Raw genomic sequence first — 18,567 nt, forward strand, 5'->3', positions numbered from 1 at the left:
AATGGTTTAGCGCGCTAATGCGGCCGTCAGCGCAGGCAGGATCTTCAGCGCATCGCCAACGATGCCAAAGTCGGCGTACTGGAAAATCGGGGCATTCTTATCTTTATTGATGGCAAAAATCGTCTGTGCGCCGTTCGCGCCAACCATGTGCTGGATCTGCCCGGAGATCCCCACCGCCAGATACAGGTCGGGCTTGAGCATCAAGTTGGAGATCCCAACGTAGCGTTCGTGCTCCATCCACTTCTCGTTTTCAGCCACCGGACGGGAGCAAGCCAGCTCAGCGCCCATGGCCTGGCACAGCGCTTCCGCCAGCGAGATATTCTCTTTGCTGCCAATACCGCGTCCCACGCTGACTACCAGTCGCGCTTTGTCGAGATCGACGCTGTTGCTCTTGCGCGCTTGCGTGGCGGTACGGGTGACCGCGACGGCCGGAGCCTGCCACTGCACCTCATGCTTCTCACCGATACGGGATGCCTCTGGCTGCATCGCGTCAAACGTTCCGCTGCTGAGCGTGATCACCGCAAATGGCGAGGCGATGGTTTCCGCCCCCATTGCCAGACCGCCATACACCATATGTTTGACCGCCACATTGCCGTCCTGCAACGTCACCGAGCTTGCATCGTTAGACACCGCAGCCGACAAACGAAAGCCCAGCTTTGCTGCCAGCAGTTTGCCGCGACGAGTATTCGGCAGCAGTACCGCGCCACCTTCACTGTGCTGACGAATGGTCTGGGCCATCACATCCGCATAATCTTCGATCATACGGTCATCGGGTTTACCGCTGAGCAGCCAGACATGGTTGGCGCCCAGCTGGATTGCTGCCGCACTGTCAGCCTCGCTCAGTACGAACGTGTTGATTGACTCACCTAAAGCCTGCGCACCCTTCATCAGCTCCGGCAGACGAGAAGGGGTATCGCTGAATACCCAGACACTGGAAAACTTGTTCATAACATCCCCTGATAATTAAATGATTTTGCGCAGGTTCTCGACAAACGCGGCAATCTGTTCTTCACCGTCACCTTCAATCACAACGCGCTGACGCTCGCGTTGCTTCGGTGCAGCAACCTGTTGGGCGGAATACACATCCACGTTATTTAGCGCAATATCCGCTGGCGACCAGACCTGAACCGGTTTTTTCGCCGCGCCAAGAATGGCTTTCATGGAAGGGATTTGTGGGGTGTTGATGTCGGTAGAGACCGCAATCACCGCTGGCAGCGGGATGCTCAGAGTTTCAATTTCATCTTCCAGCTCACGTTCTACCGTGAGGGTGTTATCCGCCAGTGAGAGGATCTTGCTCACACCGTTAATCGCCGGGATATTCAATGCTTCGCCCACCAGCAGCCCGACCTGCTGGGCATAAAGATCGGAAGATCCATCACCGCAGATAATCAGATCAAAACCGGATTTTTGTGCCGCGGCAGCCAGTGCTGTCGCCGTCTGCTGAGGCAGCGCCTGTTCGAATTGATCGTCAATCACCACGATCAGCTCATCCGGACCGCGAGAAAGCACATCTTTGCGCCCTTTAGCATTGGTCAACGCTTTGCCACCCACGCTCAGTGCAACAACCTGAGCCTCTCCCAGCTGCTGTTTTAACTGGCAAGCAGCCTCAATCGCATTCAGGTCGTACTGACTGATTTTGGCATCAGCCTTGCTGAGATCCAGCGAACCATCAGCATTATTAATCGCAATATCCTGTTCGTCAGGCACGCATTTGTAGCAAGTAATTATCTTCATTGCATCTCCAGAAATCATGAAGGAAACGTTATTCATATCGGCTGTGTTAAATACAGATATCACGCTCTTTAATTCGGAAATAAAACATTAATCACCAATATTGAAAATGTCACACATTCATATTCGTAACTTTCAATAGTGTTATGCATCTCAACAATATTGAAAATCACCTGTCAAACATGAAAGTTTTCAATATTGTTTGCTGGTTCAACAATATTGAAAGACAACGACTTATAAAACTTAAAAAACAAACATCAAGATACTGATTTAAAACAATAAATAACAAAAAATCCAACAAAACAGCCAGCATAAAAAAGTGTGACACACATAACAGAACCACCGCTAACGAATACCCATTATGAGTTACTCACAGAGGCGCCCCAGAGGTTAAATAGTTATCAACAAATTATTAATAATAAATATACAAAACAGCACAATCGGGAACGCTAAATAAATTTCGTTTTCACACTGGAATTCACTTATGAAAAATGAAAAGAAGAAATCTGGAATAGAACCAAAGGTTTTTTTCCCGCCATTAATAATTGTCGGAATACTTTGTTGGCTAACAGTAAGAGATCTTGATGCCGCGAATGTGGTTATTAATGCGGTATTCAGTTACGTCACCAATGTCTGGGGCTGGGCATTTGAATGGTACATGGTGATCATGCTGTTCGGCTGGTTCTGGTTGGTCTTTGGCCCGTATGCCAAAAAGAAATTAGGTGATGAAAAACCGGAGTTTAGCACCACCAGCTGGATATTTATGATGTTCGCCTCCTGTACATCGGCTGCCGTGCTGTTCTGGGGTTCAATAGAGATTTACTACTATATCTCCACCCCACCCTTTGCTCTCGCGCCTAACTCCACCGGCGCGAAAGAACTCGGTCTGGCGTACAGCCTGTTCCACTGGGGGCCGCTGCCGTGGGCAACCTATAGCTTCCTTTCTGTGGCCTTCGCCTACTTCTTCTTTGTGCGCAAGATGGACGTCATCCGTCCCAGCTCCACACTGGTACCGTTAGTTGGCGAGAAACACGCTAAAGGGTTATTCGGCACCATCGTCGATAACTTCTATCTGGTCGCGCTGATCTTCGCGATGGGGACCAGCCTCGGTCTGGCTACACCGCTGGTGACCGAGTGTATCCAGTATCTGTTCGGCATTCCGCATACCCTGCAATTAGACGCCATCATCATTACCTGCTGGATCATTCTGAACGCCATTTGCGTGGCCTGTGGTCTGCAAAAAGGGGTGAAGATCGCCAGCGACATTCGTAGCTACCTGAGTTTCCTGATGCTGGGCTGGGTGTTTATCGTCAGCGGTGCCAGCTTCATCATGAACTACTTCACCGACTCCGTCGGCATGCTGATGATGTATTTACCGCGCATGCTGTTCTATACCGACGCTATCGGTAAAGGCGGCTTCCCGCAGGGCTGGACTGTCTTCTACTGGGCATGGTGGGTGATTTACGCCATCCAGATGAGCATCTTCCTCGCCCGTATTTCTCGCGGCCGTACCGTACGTGAACTGTGCTTCGGCATGGTACTGGGTCTGACTGCTTCCACCTGGATCCTGTGGACGGTCCTTGGCAGCAACACGCTGCTGTTGATGGATAAAAATATTGTCAACATCCCACAACTGATTGAGCAACACGGCGTGGCGCGCGCCATCATCGAAACCTGGGCCGCATTGCCGTTCAGCACCGCCACCATGTGGGGATTCTTTATCCTCTGCTTTATTGCCACCGTCACGTTGATTAACGCCTGCTCTTACACCCTGGCGATGTCCACCTGCCGCGAAGTTCGCGACGGTGAAGAACCGCCGCTGTTAATCCGTATCGGCTGGTCGGTACTGGTCGGCGTCATCGGTATTGTTCTGCTGGCGCTGGGCGGACTGAAGCCCATCCAGACGGCGATTATTGCCGGAGGATGCCCGCTGTTCTTCGTCAACATTATGGTCACGCTGTCCTTTATTAAAGACGCCAAAGTGCACTGGAAAGACAAGTAAGTTTAATTAACCCATTACTGAAGAGGCTTGAAGATGGATTTCAATTTGAATGACGAGCAGGAACTGTTTGTCGCAGGTATTCGTGAACTGATGGCCAGTGAGAACTGGGAAGCTTACTTTGCCGAGTGCGATCGTGACAGCGTCTACCCAGAACGTTTTGTAAAAGCGCTGGCGGATATGGGCATCGACAGCCTGCTGATCCCGGAAGAACACGGCGGTCTGGAAGCCGGTTTCGTCACCGTTGCCGCGGTGTGGATGGAATTAGGTCGCCTTGGCGCACCGACTTACGTGCTGTATCAATTGCCGGGAGGTTTTAACACTTTCCTGCGTGAAGGCACCCAGGAACAAATTGATAAAATCATGGCGTTCCAGGGCACCGGTAAGCAGATGTGGAACTCCGCTATCACAGAACCGGGAGCTGGATCGGATGTTGGCAGTCTGAAAACCACTTATACACGCAAAGATGGTAAGGTTTATCTTAATGGCAGTAAGTGCTTTATCACCAGTAGCGCCTATACCCCGTATATCGTGGTGATGGCTCGTGATGGTGCATCGCCGGATAAACCGATTTACACCGAGTGGTTTGTTGACATGACGAAAGCCGGTATCAAAGTCAATAAGCTAGAGAAACTCGGCCTGCGCATGGACAGTTGCTGTGAAATTACCTTTGATGACGTCGAACTGGATGAAAAAGACATGTTCGGTCGGGAAGGTAATGGCTTTAACCGCGTGAAAGAAGAGTTTGACCACGAACGTTTCCTCGTCGCCCTGACCAACTACGGTACAGCAATGTGCGCCTTTGAAGATGCGGCGCGCTACGCCAATCAACGCGTCCAGTTTGGCGAAGCAATTGGTCGTTTCCAGCTCATTCAGGAGAAGTTTGCGCATATGGCGATCAAACTGAACTCCATGAAAAACATGCTGCTGGAAGCCGCGTGGAAAGCAGATAACGGCACCATTACCTCGGGTGATGCAGCAATGTGCAAATACTTCTGCGCTAACGCCGCGTTTGAGGTCGTGGACACCTCCATGCAGGTACTCGGCGGTGTGGGTATTGCGGGCAATCATCGCATCACGCGCTTCTGGCGTGACCTGCGTGTTGACCGTGTTTCCGGTGGCTCTGATGAAATGCAGATCCTGACGTTGGGTCGTGCGGTACTCAAGCAATACCGCTAAGTGGGATGCCGGATGGCGCTTCGCCTATCCGGCCTACAACTAACTGCCAGGAGTTACATTATGGACCATTTACCAATGCCTGCATTTGGGCCGCTTGCCGGCGTACGCGTTGTCTTTTCAGGAATCGAAATCGCCGGACCGTTCGCCGGACAGATGTTTGCCGAATGGGGCGCTGAGGTTATCTGGATTGAAAACGTCGCCTGGGCCGATACCATCCGCGTGCAACCCAACTACCCGCAGCTGTCACGCCGCAACCTGCACGCCCTGTCACTCAATATTTTCAAAGATGAAGGCCGGGAAGCGTTTCTGAAGCTCATGGAAACCACCGACATTTTCATTGAAGCCAGTAAAGGTCCGGCCTTTGCCCGCCGCGGTATTACCGATGAGGTTTTATGGGAGCATAACCCGAAGCTGGTTATCGCTCACCTCTCCGGCTTCGGCCAGTATGGCACCGATGAGTACACCAACCTCCCGGCGTACAATACCATCGCCCAGGCGTTCAGCGGTTATCTGATTCAAAACGGCGACGTTGACCAGCCGATGCCAGCCTTCCCGTACACCGCCGATTACTTCTCCGGCATGACAGCCACCACGGCAGCCCTGGCTGCTCTGTATAAAGTGCGCGAAACGGGTAAAGGCGAAAGTATCGATATTGCCATGTACGAAGTCATGCTGCGTATGGGCCAGTACTTCATGATGGATTACTTCAACGGCGGTGAAGTTTGCCCGCGCATGACCAAAGGTAAAGACCCCTACTACGCCGGTTGCGGCCTGTATAAATGCGCCGACGGCTACATCGTGATGGAGCTGGTTGGCATTACGCAAATCAACGAATGCTTTAAGGATATTGGTCTGGCGCACATTCTCGGAACGCCAGAAGTTCCGGAAGGCACACAGCTCATCCATCGTGTTGAGTGTCCGTACGGCCCGTTAGTCGAAGAGAAACTGGATGCCTGGCTGGCAGAACACACTATTGCAGACGTTCAGGCGCGCTTTGCCGAACTGAATATCGCCTGCGCGAAAGTACTGACGATCCCGGAACTGGAAGACAACCCGCAGTACGTAGCCCGTGAATCTATTACCCAGTGGCAAACGATGGACGGTCGCACCTGTAAAGGCCCCAACATCATGCCGAAATTCAAAAATAACCCAGGGAAAATCTGGCGTGGCATGCCGTCACACGGCATGGATACCGCCGCCATTCTGAAAAATATCGGTTACAGCGAAGCAGACATTAATGAGCTGGTCGGCAAAGGCCTGGCCAGGGTTGAGGATTAAACGCGATGCGCTGACCGGCTTTGCGGGTTAGCGCTCACGCCTGATTTCAGTGGATAAGGTAAAATGGATATCGTTGGCAGACAAAACTTACGTCAGATGTGGGACGACCTGGCCGGGGTGTACGGAGATAAAGCAGCACTTATTTTCGAATCCTGCGAAGGAAACGTTCGGCAGTTTAGCTATGCCTCACTTAATGAAGAGATTAACCGTACGGCGAACCTTTTTCATTCATTGGGCATACGCAAAGGCGATAAGGTCGCATTACATCTGGATAACTGCCCGGAGTTCATTTTTTGCTGGTTTGGGCTGGCAAAAATTGGCGCCGTGATGGTACCGATTAACGCCCGCTTGCTGGGGGAAGAAAGCGCCTGGATCCTGCAAAACAGCCAGGTCAGCCTGCTGGTCACCAGCGCTCAGTTTTATCCAATGTACCGCCAGATAAAACGGGAAAATACCACCCCGCTTAATCACATTTGTCTTATCGGAGAACAGGTTCCGGCTGACGATGGCGTGAGCCATTTTTCTCAGCTCAAGGACCAGCAGCCGACAACGCTGTGCTATACACCACCGTTATCCACTGATGACACGGCAGAAATTCTGTTTACCTCAGGCACCACCTCGCGTCCCAAAGGGGTGGTGATTACCCACTATAACCTGCGTTTTGCCGGTTACTACTCCGCCTGGCAGTGCGCCCTGCGCGATGACGACGTCTACCTGACGGTCATGCCCGCTTTCCATATTGACTGCCAGTGTACGGCAGCCATGGCGGCTTTTTCCGCAGGCAGTACCTTTGTGCTGATAGAGAAATACAGCGCCCGGGCCTTCTGGGACCAGGTACGCAAATATCAGGCAACGGTGACGGAATGCATTCCGATGATGATCCGCACCCTGATGGTACAGCCCGCAAGCCCGACTGACAGGCAGCACAAGCTGCGCGAAGTGATGTTCTACCTCAATTTGTCGGTGCAGGAAAAAGATGATTTTATCACGCGCTTTGGCGTTAGGCTGCTGACCTCCTACGGCATGACGGAAACCATCGTCGGTATTATTGGTGACCGCCCCGGTGACCAACGGCGCTGGCCTTCCATTGGCCGCGTGGGCTTTAGCTATGAAGCCGAAATCCGCGACGATCATAATCAGCCGTTACCTGCCGGAGAGATTGGCGAAATCTGCATTAAAGGCGTGCCGGGTAAAACGATATTTAAAGAGTACTACGCACAGCCACAGGCCACGGCCAACGCGCTGGAGCCGGACGGCTGGTTGCATACCGGTGATTCCGGCTACCGGGATGAAGACGGCTTTTTCTATTTCGTTGACCGGCGCTGCAACATGATTAAACGCGGTGGGGAAAATGTTTCCTGCGTCGAGCTGGAAAATATAATCGCTGCTCACCCTAAAATTCAGGACATTGTCATTGTCGGTATTAAAGACGCTATCCGCGATGAGGCGATTAAAGCCTTTATCGTATTGAATGAGGGGGAAACATTAAGCGAAGCGGAATTTTTCAGTTTCTGCGAAGGCAATATGGCGAAGTTTAAGGTTCCCTCGTTTTTGGAGATAAGAACCGACCTGCCGCGTAATTGTTCCGGAAAAATAATCAAAAAAAATCTGAAATAAATCCTCCGCCAGGAATGCCTCCTGTCGGCAAATCTATTTTTTGGAGATGAGCTATGAGTGAATCATTACATCTGACCCGTAACGGCCCGATTCTGGAAATTACATTAGACAGGCCCAAAGCGAATGCCATTGACGCCAAAACCAGTTTTGCTATGGGTGAGGCTTTTCTTCATTTCCGCGATGACCCGGAATTGCGCGTGGCGATTATCACCGGCGGCGGCGAGAAATTCTTTTCTGCGGGCTGGGACCTAAAAGCGGCAGCAGAAGGTGAAGCGCCGGATGCCGATTTTGGTCCCGGCGGTTTTGCCGGTTTAACGGAAATATTTGATCTCGACAAGCCGGTCATCGCCGCAGTAAACGGCTATGCCTTCGGCGGCGGATTCGAGCTAGCGCTGGCGGCAGATTTTATCATCTGTGCGGAAAACGCCAGCTTTGCGCTACCGGAAGCCAAGCTTGGTATCGTGCCAGACAGCGGCGGCGTGCTGCGTCTGCCGAAGCTGCTGCCGCCTGCTATCGTCAACGAAATGGTGATGACCGGCAGACGAATGAGCGCCGAAGAAGCACTGCGCTGGGGGATTGTGAACCGCGTCGTCAGCCAGGTTGAACTGATGGACAGCGCCCGCGAACTGGCGCAGCAGCTGGTGAATAGCGCCCCGTTGGCAATCGCCGCGCTGAAAGAGATTTACCGCGCGACCAGCGAAATGCCGGTAGAAGAAGGCTACCGCTACATCCGCAGCGGCGTGCTGAAGCATTACCCATCCGTACTGCACTCTGAGGATGCGCTCGAAGGACCGCAGGCATTTGCTGAAAAACGCGATCCGGTGTGGAAAGGTCGTTAATGTGCTGAGGCCGGATGGCGCTTTGCTTATCCGGCCTACAAAAAATGCACACTCGTAGGCCGCGTTATCCGGCAAAAACAACTGAGGAATATCGTGAGTTATTATGCGTTTGAAGGCCTGATCCCGGTGGTACACCCACAGGCGTATGTCCATCCTAGCGCAGTGCTGATTGGCGATGTGATCGTCGGTGCTGGCGTATATATCGGTCCTCTTGCCTCGCTGCGCGGCGACTATGGCCGCCTGATCCTTGAAGCAGGCTCGAATCTTCAGGATGGTTGCATCATGCACGGCTACTGTGACACCGACACCATCGTGCATGAGAATGGACACATCGGACATGGTGCAATCCTGCACGGCTGCGTCATTGGCCGGGACGCGCTGGTTGGCATGAACAGCGTCATAATGGACGGCGCAACAATTGGCGAAGAGAGCATTGTCGCCGCCATGAGCTTTGTTAAAGCCGGATTTACCGGCGAGGCAAGGCAAATGCTGGTCGGTTCACCTGCCCGCGTGCTGCGAGAGGTGACAGACCAGGAGCTGCACTGGAAGCGGCTGAACACCAAAGAGTATCAGGATCTCGCGGTTCGCTGTCGGGCAGGGTTACGCGAAACACAGCCGTTAACGCAGATTGATAAAAACCGCCCGCGTCTGAAAGGCACAACGGATGTGAAGCCCAAATCAGCACAGTAATTGATGCCGGATGCGCTCACGCTTATCCGGCCTACGAGTCAATTACCGTTTATGCCGCCATCAGGCAAACTTACAATTAGCGACGCATACTTTTTGACAGCATCATCTGCCATTTCTGCTCGCGATTAAGCTCTGTTGGCGGTACAGCCGACATACGCGGCATTTTCCCTACGCTCACTTTTTTATCCTGCAAATTGTGATTCAATCTGCTGTAGAGATGAGAATCAATACTCACGACTTTCACCAGACGCTGGCACTGACAGCCCCGGCCTGCAATCTGGTTAGGGATCATCTTAACTTCACAAACAATTTCTCCTACTTCAGACAGAATATAGGAGAGCGTATTAATTGCTTTGCAGTGTTCAATATTAAAATGGAGGGAGATTTCTTTTGCCGTGACCCAACGATCTTCAGCCCTGATCCAATCGGCAATTAACAAATAAAGCGGTCTTTCAACATATTCTTCACACATAAGCACACCATTTCACAAATTAAAAATCTGGCTACGGCCTGTCTGGATAAATAAAAACAAAGCCCTATTAAAATTGTGTATATGAGAGATAGTATGCGACTTGAATGTTGATTAGTGTGAGCAACATCTTGCTTATTACATTGAAAATGTGGTTATCACAGCGCTATTTGCCTGTAATGACCTTAATAGATAAAAAAACGGTTTCTTTACAGAAACCGTTTCTTATTAAATTGCAGACCCGACCCGCTCAGAAGCGGGTGGGTCATTGTCGATTACTTCGCGATCTGTGCGTGCATTTCCTGAACGGAGGTCACCTTCTCGGTAGCATCCGCATTCAGCGCCATCGCCGTGGCGAAACCGCCGTTTAGCGTGGTGTCATAATGAACTTTGTACTGCAGCGCGCTGCGGCGAATCAGCTTGGAGTCTTCAATCGCCTGACGACCTTCAGTGGTGTTGATGATATAGGTATATTCGCCATTCTTGATACGGTCCTGAATATGCGGACGACCTTCATGCACCTTGTTTACCAGACGCGGGTTGATACCGGCTTCCCCCAGTGCAATTGCCGTACCGTGGGTGGCGTCCAGCTCGAAACCAAACTTCAGCAGCTTCGCCGCCAGGTCAACGACGCGCTCTTTATCGCCTTCACGCACGGAGAGCAATGCGCGGCCCTGTTTCTTCATGGTGGAGCTGCTGCCCAGCTGCGCCTTGGCGAATGCTTCCGCAAAGGTGCGGCCTACGCCCATCACTTCGCCGGTAGAGCGCATTTCTGGCCCTAACAGGGGGTCAACGCCCGGGAACTTGTTGAACGGCAGCACCACTTCCTTCACCGAGTAGTACGGCGGGATAATTTCCTTGGTGACGCCCTGCTGTGCCAGTGTTTGACCGACCATCACGCGCGCCGCCACTTTTGCAAGCGCAACACCGGTGGCTTTGGAGACAAACGGTACGGTACGCGCCGCACGCGGGTTGACTTCAATCAGGTAAACTTCGTTGTTCTTCACCGCAAACTGGACGTTCATCAAACCACGAACCTGCAGTTCGAAGGCCAGTTTCTGCACCTGCTGGCGCATCACGTCCTGAATTTCCTGGCTCAGCGTGTAGGCTGGCAGGGAACACGCGGAGTCACCGGAGTGAACGCCCGCCTGCTCAATGTGCTCCATGATGCCGCCAATCAGCACCCTTTCGCCGTCGCAGATAGCGTCTACGTCCACTTCTACTGCGTCATCCAGGAAGCGGTCCAGCAGCACCGGCGCGTCGTTGGAGACGCTGACCGCGGTCTGGAAGTAGCGACGCAGGTCGGCTTCGTCGTACACAATTTCCATTGCCCGACCGCCAAGCACGTAGGACGGGCGCACCACCAGCGGGTAGCCAATCTCTTTTGCCTTCTCGACCGCCATTTCAATGGCGGTAACGGTGGCGTTGGCCGGTTGTTTTAGCTTCAGACGGTCAACCGCCTGCTGGAAACGCTCACGGTCTTCAGCGCGGTCAATCGCGTCCGGGCTGGTGCCGATAACTGGCACACCTGCGGCTTCCAGCGCACGCGCCAGCTTCAGCGGAGTCTGCCCGCCGTACTGCACGATAACGCCTTTCGGCTTCTCGATACGCACGATTTCCAGCACGTCTTCGAACGTTACCGGTTCAAAGTACAGACGGTCGGAGGTGTCGTAGTCGGTAGAAACCGTTTCCGGGTTACAGTTGACCATAATGGTCTCGTAACCGTCTTCGCGCAGCGCCAGCGACGCATGTACGCAGCAGTAATCGAATTCGATACCCTGACCGATACGGTTCGGACCACCGCCCAGCACCATAATTTTGTCGCGATCCTGAGTCGGGTTCGCTTCGCACTCTTCTTCATAGGTGGAGTACATGTAGGCAGTGTCGGTGGAGAATTCTGCGGCGCAGGTATCCACACGCTTATAAACCGGGTGCAGCTTATACTGTTCGCGCAGTTTGCGGATTTCCGCTTCGCGCACGCCAGCCAGTTTTGCCAGACGCGCATCGGCAAAGCCTTTACGCTTGAGCTGGCGCAGGAAATCAGCGTCGAGGCCGTTAATCCCCAGCTCTGCAACTTTTTCTTCCAGACGCACCAGTTCTTCAATCTGTACCAGGAACCAGCGGTCAATGTTGGTCAGGTTGAAGACGCCATCAACGGACAGACCAGCACGGAACGCATCGGCGATGTACCAGATACGCTCAGCGCCTGCATCTTTCAGCTCGCGACGAATTTTGGTCAGCGCTTCCGGGTCATCCAGGCTCACTTTCGGGTCGAAACCGGTGGCGCCCACTTCCAGACCGCGCAGCGCTTTTTGCAGCGATTCCTGCTGTGTGCGGCCAATCGCCATCACTTCGCCGACGGACTTCATCTGCGTCGTCAGACGGTCGTTAGCACCGGCAAACTTCTCGAAGTTAAAGCGCGGGATCTTAGTCACAACGTAGTCGATAGACGGTTCGAACGACGCCGGAGTACGTCCGCCGGTGATGTCGTTCATCAGCTCATCGAGGGTATAACCGACCGCCAGTTTCGCCGCCACTTTGGCAATCGGGAAACCGGTCGCTTTCGAGGCCAGCGCCGAGGAGCGGGAAACGCGTGGGTTCATTTCAATAACAATCAGGCGGCCGTTTTTCGGGTTCACCGCAAACTGCACGTTAGACCCGCCGGTTTCTACGCCGATTTCACGCAGTACCGCCATCGAGGCGTTACGCATGATTTGATATTCTTTGTCGGTCAGCGTCTGGGCAGGTGCCACAGTGATGGAGTCACCGGTATGAATGCCCATGGCGTCGAAGTTTTCGATGGAGCAGACAATAATGCAGTTATCATTTTTGTCACGTACCACTTCCATCTCGTACTCTTTCCAGCCAATCAGCGATTCATCAATCAGCAGCTCTTTCGTTGGGGAAAGATCCAGACCGCGTTCGCAAATCTCTTCAAACTCTTCGCGGTTATAGGCAATACCGCCGCCGGTACCGCCCATGGTGAAGGACGGGCGGATGATGCACGGGAAGCCGACGTCAGCGGCAACCGCCAGCGCTTCTTCCATGGTGTGCGCGATACCAGAACGCGCGGTGTCGAGACCGATTTTCTTCATTGCGATGTCGAAGCGACGGCGATCTTCTGCTTTATCAATCGCATCGGCGGTGGCACCAATCATGGTCACACCGAACTCTTCAAGTACGCCCTGACGCTCAAGCTCCAGCGCGCAGTTCAGCGCCGTCTGGCCGCCCATGGTCGGCAGTACCGCATCCGGGCGCTCTTTTTCGATAATTTTGCGTACCACTTCCCAGTGAATTGGCTCGATGTAGGTGGCATCGGCCATTTCCGGGTCGGTCATGATGGTCGCCGGGTTGGAGTTGACCAGAATAACGCGGTAACCCTCTTCACGCAGGGCTTTACACGCCTGCGCGCCGGAATAGTCAAACTCACACGCCTGGCCGATAACAATCGGACCCGCGCCCAGAATCAGGATACTTTTTATGTCTGTACGTTTTGGCATGGCTCTTTTAACTCCTGATTATTTCGCGGACTGACGGTATTGCTCAATTAACTCGATAAAGTGGTCGAACAGCGGCGCAGCATCGTGCGGCCCCGGGCTCGCTTCAGGGTGGCCCTGGAAGCTAAACGCCGGTTTGTCGGTGCGATGGATACCCTGCAGGGTGCCATCGAACAGTGATTTGTGTGTGACGCGCAAGGTAGCAGGCATCGAGGCTTCATCCACCGCAAAACCGTGGTTCTGCGCGGTAATCATCACGGTGTTGTTATCGATATCTTTCACCGGATGGTTGCCGCCGTGGTGGCCAAACTTCATCTTGATGGTCTTCGCACCGCTCGCCAGCGCCAGCAGCTGATGGCCGAGACAGATGCCAAACACCGGAATATCGGTTTCGAGGAATTTCTGAATCGCGGCAATCGCGTAGTCACACGGTGCCGGGTCGCCAGGACCGTTGGACAGGAAGATACCGTCCGGACTCATCTTTAATACGTCTTCTGCGGAGGTCTGCGCAGGCACAACCGTCAGGCGGCAGCCGCGATCCACCAGCATACGCAGAATGTTGCGTTTCGCGCCGAAATCGTAGGCAACCACGTGGAACGGGAGTTCTTCAGCGGATTTTGCTTCCGGCAGGTCGCCTTCCAGCGTCCAGCTTCCCTGGGTCCAGCCATACGGTTCTGCCGTAGTGACTTCTTTCGCCAGATCCATGCCGTTCAGGCCCGGGAAGGCTTTCGCTTTTTCCAGCGCCAGCTGTGCATCCAGGTTATCCCCTGCGATGATGCAGCCGTTCTGAGCGCCTTTCTCGCGCAGCAGACGGGTCAGCTTACGGGTATCAATATCGGCAATCGCCACGATGTTATGGCGCTTCAGGTAAGAAGAGAGGTCTTCGGTATTGCGGTAATTGCTGGCAATCAGCGGCAGGTCGCGGATGACCAGACCTTGCGCATGTACCTGAGAAGATTCTGCATCGGCTTCATTGGTGCCGACATTGCCGATATGAGGATAAGTAAGGGTGACGATTTGGCGGGAATAGGAAGGATCAGTGAGGATTTCTTGATAACCGGTCATTGAAGTATTGAAAACGACTTCCCCAACCGCCGAACCTGTTGCCCCTATGGCCCGACCGTGAAACTGGGTTCCGTCTTCCAGAACCAATAGCGCTGACTTAATCAAAACACCCTCCAGAGAATATTCACTCACTTTATTTGCATATTAATTCATTAACACAGTATGAATCAATGCAAATTTGCTTACCTATGGATTTCTGGCAAACGGCGGCATTCTAGAGACAGCCCGGGGAAAAGTCTACCCAAAAGGGGATTTTTTATTATTATTTTACGCCACTGGGACAAATCATGTGATTTAACAGGCAAAAAGATCAGCTAAGTAACGGTAGAAAACGCTTGCGGGAGGTCAAGAATGTAAAAATGAATCATGACAGACAAAAAAGTGGACCATTTGGTCAAAATTTACATTGAGGCAACAAAAACACATTACAAAACATCTTAAAATAAGTATTTTAATTGAAAATTATAAAAACAATGGAAAAATAAAAGGGCAATAAAATATTGCCCTATGTAATCAATAAATTATGATTACCATAACCACATCACGAAGGGTAATAAAACCTTATAAACTGCCTAAATCAAGCACATCTTTCATATCAAAAAGACCGTTTGATTTACCTTTCAACCACATCGCCGATCTTACCGCACCGTTGGCAAACGTCATACGGCTGGACGCTTTGTGCGTAATCTCGATACGTTCGCCAATATCGGCGAACATCGCCGTATGTTCCCCGACGATGTCACCAGCACGCACCGTGGCAAAACCGATAGTGCCAGGCACACGTTCACCGGTGTAACCTTCACGCGAGTAGACAGCACAGTCCTTTAAATCTTTGTCCAGCGCCCCGGCAATCGCCTCCCCCATCGCCAGCGCCGTCCCTGACGGTGCGTCGACTTTATGACGGTGGTGCGCTTCAATAATTTCGATGTCGGTGTAGTCGCCCATCACCTTCGCCGCTTTCTCCAGCAGTTTAAGCATCACGTTCACGCCGACGCTAAAGTTGGCGGCAAACACAATGGCAATATCCTGCGAGGCATCGCGAATGGTCTGCTTACCGGCATCATCAAACCCGGTCGTGCCAATCACCATGCCTTTTGCATGCTGCCGACAAAATGCCAGATGCGTCAGCGTGCCTTCCGGGCGGGTAAAATCGATAAAGACATCGAAATCGTCTTTTACCGCTTCGAGGCTGCTCTGAACGGTTACGCCAGATTTTCCAACGCCCGCCAGCTCACCAGCATCGCTGCCCAGTAAAGAGGAGCCATCACGCTCTAGTGCCGCCCCCAGTTGTACCCCTTCCATCGCCATCGTGGCCTGAATTAACTGCCGTCCCATGCGGCCACCGGCGCCTGCAATGGCGACGCGGATTTGTGCATCATGCATAGCTATTCTCTTTTGTTAAAATTGCGTAAATCGTTTTCAGAGTAACCAGCCCGCGACAGGGTCGCCAGCCGAAAACGTCCATAATTAGAAATTAATGATAAACAGAGAGGAATATCAGTAAAAGACATGATTCACCCCGCAGGATGAATCATTGCCGCAGTCGGGGAAAGAAGTCAAACTCGCTCAGAATGGCGACAGACGATAAGAAAAGCACTTTAAAACCCAACGGTAGGTAGCCAATTCGCGTGACCGTTTCTGCCAGCCCATTTTCAGGCCGCTAGAGTATAGCTCACCACCATCTGCCCTTTTTTCAGCTTAACCTGTGTAATGATCACCTCACCCAGCTCGGATAAACGGGCCACGTGCGTACCGCCACAAGGATATCCCGGTAGGTCACCAAAACCGACCTGGCGTAAGCCGCCGTCAAAGGTAATTCGGCGCGCAAGATTGTCGGTCTGCCATTGGCCAATTTTCGCCATCAGTTGTGTCGCTTCCGGCAAAGTGCTGCCCTCACCTATCGCAAAAGTAATGCGCCCTTCATTCGGCCAATGGTGCGCTTTAACCGGTCGCCAACCAAATATTTCACCGGCCTGACCAATCATGTGCCCGGCTGAGTGCAGACGGGCGTGAAGATGGCGGACAGCAGCATCAATATGCAGCGTCGTTTCGCCAGGCGGCAGCGGTTGCGCCACAATATGCACCACCTCTTCACCGCGCGTCATCACGCCTTCAACCGGGACGCCACCGATCGCGCCACTGTCCGAGGGTTGTCCGCCGCCCTGTGGATGAAACAGCGTGCTATCGAGCGTAATCGCATAGCGCCCATCGGGTTCTGCCGTGCAGTGTGTGATCGTCGCATGGCCTCGGGTGTCATCGCTGGTGTAATAAAGACGTTCAGTCATGGTTGTTCTCCTCTTGATGAGCAGAGTATATTCACTTTACCAGCACCGATAATCCCATCAACATTCAATGCATCTTTGCCCGGTACGCACAAATGAATCCCAACCTGCTTCCTGACCTTGCCACCTTTGTGTTGATTGTCGACCAGGGGAGTTTCTCCGCCGCCGCCAAAATATCCGGCGCAACGCCTTCCGCTATCAGCCGCAGCGTCTCGCGGCTTGAGCAGGCATTAGGCAGCAAACTGCTGCACCGCACCACCCGTAAGCTGGCGCTAAGCGAGACCGGGAAGATGGTTTATGAACACGCGCAAGAGATGCTAAACGCCGCGCAAATGGCGGTAGACTCCGGCAGCAGCCGCCAGACCATTGCCCAGGGGAAGCTAACGGTCAGCGTGCCAAAGGCGGTCGGGCGTTTTGTTATTCACCCTTTAATGGCGGAGTTTTTCACCCGCTTCCCGGACGTGGATGTCTGTCTGAGGCTGGAAGACCGCTATATGGACTTGATTGATGATGGCGTGGATCTGGCACTGCGCATCAGTCAGTCGCCGTCGCCGGGTTTGTACGGCAAGCCGCTGATGCCGGTCAGTCACGTTATCTGCGCCACGCCGGAATATTTGCGCCAGCACGGTACGCCCGATACCCCACAAGCCCTGCGCGATCATAGCTGTATTAGCCTTGGCGAAACGCCCGCTGATTCGCGCTGGAAGTTTCGCCGTGGGGATAAAATTGAAACTCTGCAAACTCATGGGCGTTATGCTGCCAACCATACCGGCGTGCGGCTGGACGCGGTAAAGCATCATCTGGGGATTGGCAGCCTGCCGCTGTTTACCGCCCGTGAAACGCTTGCCAGCGGCGAGATTGTCCAGGTATTACCGGAGTGGGAGTTTATCAGCGATTACAGCGGCGATCTGTGGCTCTTATGGACACGCAACCGACATATGCCCGCCAGAATGCGGGCCATGATTGATTACCTTAGCGAGAAATTGCCTCAATCTGGCCGTTGATTATGGCGCGCGTGACAGCACCTCAGCGACCCACTGGCGGAAGCCGTCAACATCCAGCGCCAGCGCGACCTGCGCGTTGGCGGGCTGCCCAAGGCGACCCTCGATATCCACTACCGTCGTTCCCGAGGTGTATTCCCCCTGGGTTTCCACCGCCACAAAGCAGGGCTGGAGCGTGAACAGATCCGGGCGGACCAGCCAGGCAATGGCGCAGAGATCGTGCATACGCAGACCGGTATTCATGCTGCCGCTACGATAATGACTGAACAGCGCATGCAGCATTTTCCCCGTCTGATTACGTGCGGGTAATGTTGCCAGGTACTCTGGTGCCAGCATGGCCTGGTTGGTGACATCCAGCCCGCACATGACTATCTCCAGCCCACTGCGAAAGACCTTCGCCGCCGCTTCGGGATCGACAGCAATATTAAACTCCGCATTGGGCGTAAAGTTACCGCGCCCGGCTGAACCGCCCATCATCACCAGGCGGCGAATATTGAATACGCATTCAGGATAGTGGGTAAGCAACAGAGCAATATTGGTCAACGGGCCAATTGCCACCAGCGTAACGGGCTGCGGGGCATGCATCAGCGCATCTCGAATTGCCTGGAAGGCGGGTTTCGCCAGCGGCTGCCGATTGTGTTCGACAAAATCATACCCTGCCATACCAGACTCACCGTGCACTGAAGCCGCATCACGCAGCGGCCGTACCAGCGGCATAGCTGCCCCCTGCGCCAACGGAATATCCGCATTCCAAAAGTGCAGCAACTGCAACGCATTACGGGTCGTTTTTTCCACCGACACGTTGCCTGCCACCGTCGTCATCAGTTGCAGATCCAGCTCGGGGGAAAACAGTACAGCGGCAATCGCCGCCGCATCATCAATGCCGGGATCAGTATCAAGAATGATCGGTAAGCGCATGG

15 protein-coding genes are annotated in these 18,567 nt (G+C 53.2%); 7 read left to right on the top strand and 8 right to left on the bottom strand.

The window, feature by feature from the left end; translation table 11 throughout:
• Positions 1-6: 6 nt before the first annotated feature.
• Together FDW95_RS19515 and FDW95_RS19520 are read right to left on the bottom strand one after the other, a co-directional pair.
• Positions 7-948 carry an electron transfer flavoprotein subunit alpha/FixB family protein gene (locus tag FDW95_RS19515; protein ID WP_115259489.1) on the bottom strand — a complete coding sequence of 314 codons (942 nt, stop codon included), beginning with the start codon at positions 946-948 and terminating at the stop codon, positions 7-9.
• A gap of 15 nt (positions 949-963) precedes the next feature.
• Positions 964-1,734 carry an electron transfer flavoprotein FixA gene (locus FDW95_RS19520; protein WP_115259490.1) on the bottom strand — a complete coding sequence of 257 codons (771 nt, stop codon included), beginning with the start codon at positions 1,732-1,734 and terminating at the stop codon, positions 964-966.
• 481 nt (positions 1,735-2,215) lie between these two features.
• Between FDW95_RS19520 and caiT the strand changes: the two genes are divergently transcribed.
• The 6 genes from caiT (at position 2,216) to caiE (ending at position 9,333) form a co-directional block, all read left to right on the top strand.
• Entirely contained in the window at positions 2,216-3,733 is a 1,518-nt protein-coding gene (gene caiT, locus FDW95_RS19525; RefSeq protein WP_096758349.1) for an L-carnitine/gamma-butyrobetaine antiporter, read from the top strand.
• A gap of 33 nt (positions 3,734-3,766) precedes the next feature.
• Positions 3,767-4,909, top strand: a complete 1,143-nt coding sequence (gene caiA, locus FDW95_RS19530; RefSeq protein WP_096758350.1) for a crotonobetainyl-CoA dehydrogenase — start codon at positions 3,767-3,769, stop codon at positions 4,907-4,909.
• Between the two features lie 60 nt (positions 4,910-4,969).
• A complete protein-coding gene (caiB, locus tag FDW95_RS19535; protein WP_115259491.1) occupies positions 4,970-6,187 on the top strand; it encodes an L-carnitine CoA-transferase in 1,218 nt (405 codons plus the stop codon).
• 63 nt (positions 6,188-6,250) lie between these two features.
• The gene (gene caiC, locus FDW95_RS19540) at positions 6,251-7,804 is read left to right on the top strand and encodes a crotonobetaine/carnitine-CoA ligase (protein ID WP_115259492.1); all 1,554 of its coding nucleotides are present in this window, start codon (positions 6,251-6,253) and stop codon (positions 7,802-7,804) included.
• 53 nt (positions 7,805-7,857) lie between these two features.
• The gene (gene caiD / locus FDW95_RS19545) at positions 7,858-8,643 is read left to right on the top strand and encodes a crotonobetainyl-CoA hydratase (RefSeq protein WP_115259493.1); all 786 of its coding nucleotides are present in this window, start codon (positions 7,858-7,860) and stop codon (positions 8,641-8,643) included.
• 93 nt (positions 8,644-8,736) lie between these two features.
• Positions 8,737-9,333 (top strand): carnitine operon protein CaiE, encoded by a 597-nt coding sequence (caiE, locus tag FDW95_RS19550; protein ID WP_096758354.1) that lies wholly within the window; start codon positions 8,737-8,739, stop codon positions 9,331-9,333.
• Positions 9,334-9,409: 76 nt separating this feature from the next.
• Here caiE and caiF read toward each other — a convergent pair whose 3' ends face one another.
• The 5 genes from caiF to FDW95_RS19575 form a co-directional block, all read right to left on the bottom strand.
• Positions 9,410-9,805: a carnitine metabolism transcriptional regulator CaiF gene (caiF, locus tag FDW95_RS19555; protein ID WP_096758355.1), complete on the bottom strand. Its 396-nt coding sequence runs from the start codon at positions 9,803-9,805 to the stop codon at positions 9,410-9,412.
• A gap of 272 nt (positions 9,806-10,077) precedes the next feature.
• The gene (carB, locus tag FDW95_RS19560) at positions 10,078-13,302 is read right to left on the bottom strand and encodes a carbamoyl-phosphate synthase large subunit (protein WP_115259494.1); all 3,225 of its coding nucleotides are present in this window, start codon (positions 13,300-13,302) and stop codon (positions 10,078-10,080) included.
• Between the two features lie 18 nt (positions 13,303-13,320).
• Positions 13,321-14,469 carry a glutamine-hydrolyzing carbamoyl-phosphate synthase small subunit gene (gene carA, locus FDW95_RS19565; protein WP_115259495.1) on the bottom strand — a complete coding sequence of 383 codons (1,149 nt, stop codon included), beginning with the start codon at positions 14,467-14,469 and terminating at the stop codon, positions 13,321-13,323.
• A gap of 456 nt (positions 14,470-14,925) precedes the next feature.
• Positions 14,926-15,747, bottom strand: a complete 822-nt coding sequence (gene dapB / locus FDW95_RS19570; RefSeq protein ID WP_115259496.1) for a 4-hydroxy-tetrahydrodipicolinate reductase — start codon at positions 15,745-15,747, stop codon at positions 14,926-14,928.
• Positions 15,748-16,016: 269 nt separating this feature from the next.
• On the bottom strand, positions 16,017-16,649 hold the full coding sequence (locus FDW95_RS19575) for an alanyl-tRNA editing protein (protein ID WP_115259497.1): 633 nt from the start codon (positions 16,647-16,649) through the stop codon (positions 16,017-16,019).
• A 92-nt stretch (positions 16,650-16,741) separates the two neighbouring features.
• Between FDW95_RS19575 and FDW95_RS19580 the strand changes: the two genes are divergently transcribed.
• A complete protein-coding gene (locus FDW95_RS19580; protein WP_115259498.1) occupies positions 16,742-17,650 on the top strand; it encodes a LysR family transcriptional regulator in 909 nt (302 codons plus the stop codon).
• Here the strand turns inward: FDW95_RS19580 and rihC are convergent, their stop codons facing one another.
• Positions 17,651-18,565: a ribonucleoside hydrolase RihC gene (rihC, locus tag FDW95_RS19585; RefSeq protein WP_115259997.1), complete on the bottom strand. Its 915-nt coding sequence runs from the start codon at positions 18,563-18,565 to the stop codon at positions 17,651-17,653.
• Between the last annotated feature and the right edge of the window lie 2 nt (positions 18,566-18,567).

Origin of the sequence: Citrobacter sp. wls718, from assembly GCF_005280945.1 — a bacterium.
Taxonomy (GTDB): Bacteria; Pseudomonadota; Gammaproteobacteria; order Enterobacterales; family Enterobacteriaceae; genus Citrobacter; species Citrobacter gillenii.